The organism is Ideonella azotifigens (genome assembly GCF_006519715.1).
Taxonomy (GTDB): domain Bacteria; phylum Pseudomonadota; class Gammaproteobacteria; order Burkholderiales; family Burkholderiaceae_C; genus Ideonella; species Ideonella azotifigens.
The window spans coordinates 1-4,955 of the sequence record NZ_VIDT01000423.1 but is presented as its reverse complement, the minus strand read 5'-3'; the positions used below and the strand labels follow the sequence as shown (position 1 = coordinate 4,955).

Genomic DNA, 4,955 nt, shown 5'->3' with positions numbered 1-4,955 from the left:
CGGCCAGCGCAGCCGCGCCGCGTCGGCGAAGCTCAGCGTGTCCGGCCCAGGCAGGCTGGACAACTCCAGCCGCGAGACAAACAGGTCCGGCTCGCCGCGTGCATCGTGGTGCGTCAGGTCGCGCACCGCGGGCTCCAGCCGCAGGATGCGCTGGAACTCGTCACGCCGGTCCTGCAGGTCCAGCCAGCCCGGCATCTCCCACGGCAGGCTGGCGGTGGCCCGCACATGGTTCTGGATCGAGTTGAGCGAACCGCGGATCGAGCCACTGACCTCACGCGCCAGCAGCGACTGGTTCAGCGTCACTGCCTTGATCGCCTCGCGGTACGAGAACATCACTTCGGCCGCACCAAACAGCACGAAGCTGAGCAGCACCAGCCCCCCAAACGCCAGCGCTTGCTTGCGCCACAGGCGCATGCGCCAGAGGCCGGGCTTGATCGGGTTGCTGGTCGGGAGGTGGGGTGGCAAGTCGGGCATGAGCGCGGCAGTCGATCGGCCGTCAGCGTATCAGGCGATCGGCGGCACGCAGCAAGGCCTTGCTGGGCGGCATGCCCAGTTCTCGGGCCACGCTGAGGTTCACGATCAACTCCACGCCTTCGGGGCGTTGGACCGGGATTTCGGCCGGGGATTCTCCCGCGAGGATGCGACGGGCCAGTTCAATGCCGCGTGCTTCGCCCGGCGGTTCCGCGAGGGGCGCCATTGCCATCAGCGCGCCCATGGGCAGGAAGTTGCGGGAACCGAAAATCGCGGGCAGGCGCAGGCGGCGCACTTTCGCGATCAATTCGGTGCCAGATTCGTAGAACAGCGGTTGGTATGGCACGACCAGGGCCGTTTCGGCTTGAGCGCCGTTGGCCGGCAGCCAGCGTGGCAGCGCAGCCACGTCGGCGGGGTCGCACAGGCGCAAGACCCGCACCGGCGGATGTGGTGACCGGCCGATGCGAAGTACGTCGGGCAGGCTGGTAAAACTGACCAGAAGCGCCGCTTGCTCGGCTGGGTCGTGCACGAACCCAGCGCGGCACGGGGGTGTGGGCAGCGTTGGCGGACAGTCCGCCTCGTAGGTGTCCGGTCGGCCATCGACCAGCAGCACGATCTGCTTCAACCGCGGGTAGGCCAGTTGCAGGGCTTCGGCCATCTTGCCTTCGCTCCAGGTGGCGCTGGTGTAGCCCGTTGCCCCGGTCCCGGGGTGGCGCAGGTTGTGTACGAGGCAGCTCACCACCGGATGCACCGAGCTGCGAAACAGCAAGGGAACGCGCGTGCCCGTTTCTGCGACCAGCTGAGCCGCCTGGCCGGTGGTGGCCACGACCAGACGCCAGGGGCGCTGTTTCATCGCCTGTTGCACGGCGACGCGCAGCTTGGCGATGTCGGTCTCGTCCGGCAGTTCCACCCGTTCAAGCAGGTAGGGCTCGGCGTTACCAACCGGTTGAAGTTCGCGCCGCAACGTGGCCATCACGCTGCGGTCATAGACCTCCGGCAATTGCGACAGCACCAGCACGGCCTGCGCTGATGCTGCCGCCATGCCGCGCTGGAAGGGCCACAGCGCGAAGAGCAGGTAGAGCAGCAGAGGTCGCAGAGCCGGAGGCATTCAGGAGGGTGTCAGGTCGTCGGGACCCGGATAGCGTACAGGCTGTTGTTCATGAACATGGCGCCACCGGTGGATGCGGTCCAGGTGTTGAGGGCCGCCAGCGATTCGAACATCAGCACCCAGGTCTCCATGGGCGACGCTGGCGTCTTGCCGGCCACCGGTTGACCGTACCAACGAGGCAGGCTGCTGGTCAGGCCCGGTGGACACCGCATGCAGGTCATGCTGGGGTTCGGTCCTGGCCAAGTGCGCCAGCGATGCACCACGAGCACCACGTTGCCTGCGCCGACGTCGGTGCCGTCGTAGCCCGAGACCAGGCTGACGTTCAAAAGCGGTTGCACCGTCGACAGGTTGGACCAGGCGGTCGCGGCAGCTCCGTCTGCAAACGAGATCCACTGCAGCGAGGTCGGCCCGGCCACGAGGCCGGAGCCCATCAGCGAGTCGGTGTCACCGGCCCAACTGGAGGTTTCACCGGGTTGGGCGGTCAGCAGCGTGCCGCCGCCCAGCGGGCTGCCGCTGTTGAGTGGCGTGCCTTGGAAACGTGGAATGCAGACATAGAACATCGAAATCCCTCCTGGACGAAAAATCCTTGAAGGCGCGATGTTTCAATTTGCATCCGGATGTGTCCACCGGCGGCGTCCTCTGGGCTGGGGAGGAGGCGACGCTTGCGCGCCAATTCATCGTGAAAAAGATCACGCGAAGGCCAGCTGACACTCCGATTCAGCTGGGCTGGCCGGCCACGAACCGCGTTCAGGCTGTAGGCGGGCCGTAGAACTTGGCCGGCTTGGGGGCGCGGTCGTAGATCGGCAGCACGCGCGGAAGTGCGCGTTCGATTTCGGCGATGCGGGTGGGGCTGGCGGGGTGGGTGGAGAGGAACTGGGGCGGGGCGCCCTTGTTGGCCTCGGTCATCTTGTTCCACAGGCTGATGCCCGCGCGCGGGTCGTAGCCTGCGCGCGCGGCCAGTTCCAGGCCAACCAGGTCGGCCTCGGTTTCGTTTTCGCGGCTGAAGCGCAGCGTCAGCAGCTGGGCGCCCATGTTGAGCATGGTGTCGCCAAGGTTGCCAAAGCCGAACAGCGAGCTGATCAGGCCGGCGCCCATGCGGGTGGCCGCTGTCTTGCCCATCTGCTCGCGCGCATGTTCGCGCAGCGCGTGGGCCATCTCGTGGCCCATGATCATCGCCACCTCGTCGTCGCTCAGCTGCAGGCGCTTGAGGATGCCGTAGTAGAAGGCAATCTTGCCGCCGGGCATGCAGAAGGCGTTCAGCTCGTTGGAGCCGATCAGGTTGACCTCCCAGCGCCACTGTCCGGCGCGTGGGTTCCAGGCCTGGCAGAACGGGATCACCCGCTGGCCGATGGCGCGCAGGCGGACCAGCTGCGGGTTGTCGTCCGACGCCAGCGCATGCTTGGCGGCGGCTTCGCGCTTCATCTGGCCGTATTGCCGGGTCGCGGCCGTTTCCACCTGCTCGGCCGAGACCATTTGCGCGAAGCTGGATTCCCGGCCGACCTGCGAGCGCACCCCTTCTTCGGCGCCTTGCTGGGCCCGCGCCACAGCGGGCAGCAAGCCGGCGCTGCCCAGCGTGACCGCCAGCGCCGCACCCATGCGGCGGCGCGCATGCAGGTGGCAACTGCAGCCGCTGGCGTGGACCATCGGTGGCAGCGGCAACTCGGCGTCGGTGCGAAAACTGTGGGTCATGCTGCGGTTGTGGAAATTTGGAAACCCTGAGGCAGACAAGCAACAGCCGGGCCTGGCGGAATGTGACGTTTTCAGTCGTCTGCCAGGCCTGCGCTGTCGGGGGAAGCGGTGAGCAGCGCGATGCTCGCACGCAGCCGCCACAGCAGCATCAGGGCTGGTGCTGCCAACAGCGTCGAAACAATGAAAAAAGCTGGCCATCCGATGGATTCGGCCAAAACCCCGGCCAGCGGGCCGACCCAGACCCGGCCGACCGAAGCGAACGAGATCAGCAGCGCGTACTGCGTGGCCGTGAAGCGCTGGCTGCACAGGCTCATCAACAGCGCGACAAAAGCCGCGGTGCCCATGCCGCCCGAGAGGTTCTCGAAGGCAATCACCATCAGCAGGCCGCCGTCCACCGGCGTGTCCTGCACCAGCTTCACGAAGCCCCAGTCGAAAGCCGGGATCACCAGGCCGGGCATCAGGCCCTTGCCGGCCACGGCCAGCCACCAATAGCCCAGGTTGCTGACCATCTGCAGCACGCCAAACAGCATCAGCGCCCGCCACAGGCCCAGCCGCAGCATCAATGCGCCGCCCAGCAAGGCGCCGCCAATCGTCAGCCACAGGCCGACGATCTTGTTGACCACGCCGACCTCGGCCGCGCTGAACAGCATGCTCTTCAGCAGGAAGGGCGTCATCAACGAGTAGGCAAAGGCGTCGCCCAGCTTGTAGAGCACGATGAACAGCAGGAAGGCAATGGCACCGGGCTGTGCGAAGTAGCTGTTCAGGCCGTTGATCAGCGTCTCGAAACGCGCTTTGCGCGCGGCCCAGGCCGCCAGCGGCACGGTCACCCCCAGGCCGACCAGCAGCCCGGCCAGGTCCATCCAGCGCTGCTGCAGCGTGGCGGCCATGCTGCTGCCGGCGAACAGCGGCGTCATCGCCCAATGCGCCAGCGGGTTCCAGAGGTGGTCGGTCAGCAGGTAGCCGGCCGCGGCAGCGGCACAGACGGCGAAAAAGCCGACCACGTCATGCCGGGCCACGCTGCTGGGCATGGCGGCGTTGCGCAGCGGCGGCAGCAGCACGGCGCTGAAGACCGCGGCGCCTGCCATCAGCCCTGCCATCAGCCGGTAGACCGAAGGCCAGCTCCAGCCGCCGCCTTGCGCTGCGTCGGTCCAGATCAGCGCCAGGCCGCCGGAGACGATCATTGCCAGCCGGTAGCCCATCACGTTCAGCGAAGAGCCCAGGCCTCGTTCGCGCTGCGGCAGCAGGTCGGTCTGGTAGGCATTGATCACCACGTCCTGCGAGGCCGACAGGAAGGCAATGGCCACGGCGACCAGCGCAAACAGCTGCAGCGAGTCCTTGGGCGGAATGGCCGCCAGCAGCAGCAGGCCACCGGCCAGCAGCAACTGCGTGAGCACCATCCAGCCGCGCCGCCGGCCGAGCAAGGGCAGCTCGAAGCGGTCCATCAGCGGCGCCCAGAGGAACTTGAAGGTGTAGGGCAGGCCGATCAGGCTGAGGAAGCCGATGGTCGCCAGGTCCAGCCCTTCGATGCTGAGCCAGGCTTGCAAGGCCATGCCGGTCAGTGCGAGCGGCAGGCCGGAGGCAAAACCCAGCACCGTGACGACCAACAGCCGGTGAACGGTGCCAAGCCGTTGGCGGGCCGGTGAGGAAACAGCTTCAGGGGCGGCCAGCTGGGAGGGGTTGGGCATGC

Annotated in this window: 5 protein-coding genes; all 5 read right to left on the bottom strand. The window is 67.2% G+C overall.

Annotation, left to right across the window (positions count from 1 at the left end):
• Nucleotides 1–465 (bottom strand): hypothetical protein (locus FKP22_RS20945; protein WP_141289630.1); only part of this gene is annotated, 465 nt, incomplete at its 3' end.
• A gap of 31 nt (nucleotides 466–496) precedes the next feature.
• Entirely contained in the window at nucleotides 497–1,489 is a 993-nt protein-coding gene (locus FKP22_RS20940) for an ABC transporter substrate binding protein (protein ID WP_170200993.1), read from the bottom strand.
• A 101-nt stretch (nucleotides 1,490–1,590) separates the two neighbouring features.
• Complete coding sequence (locus FKP22_RS20935; RefSeq protein ID WP_141289628.1) at nucleotides 1,591–2,139, bottom strand: hypothetical protein; 549 nt, start codon at nucleotides 2,137–2,139, stop codon at nucleotides 1,591–1,593.
• 187 nt (nucleotides 2,140–2,326) lie between these two features.
• Nucleotides 2,327–3,268: a M48 family metallopeptidase gene (locus FKP22_RS20930; RefSeq protein ID WP_141289627.1), complete on the bottom strand. Its 942-nt coding sequence runs from the start codon at nucleotides 3,266–3,268 to the stop codon at nucleotides 2,327–2,329.
• Between the two features lie 71 nt (nucleotides 3,269–3,339).
• A partial coding sequence (locus tag FKP22_RS20925) for an AmpG family muropeptide MFS transporter (RefSeq protein WP_141289626.1) occupies nucleotides 3,340–4,955 on the bottom strand: 1,616 nt, incomplete at its 5' end.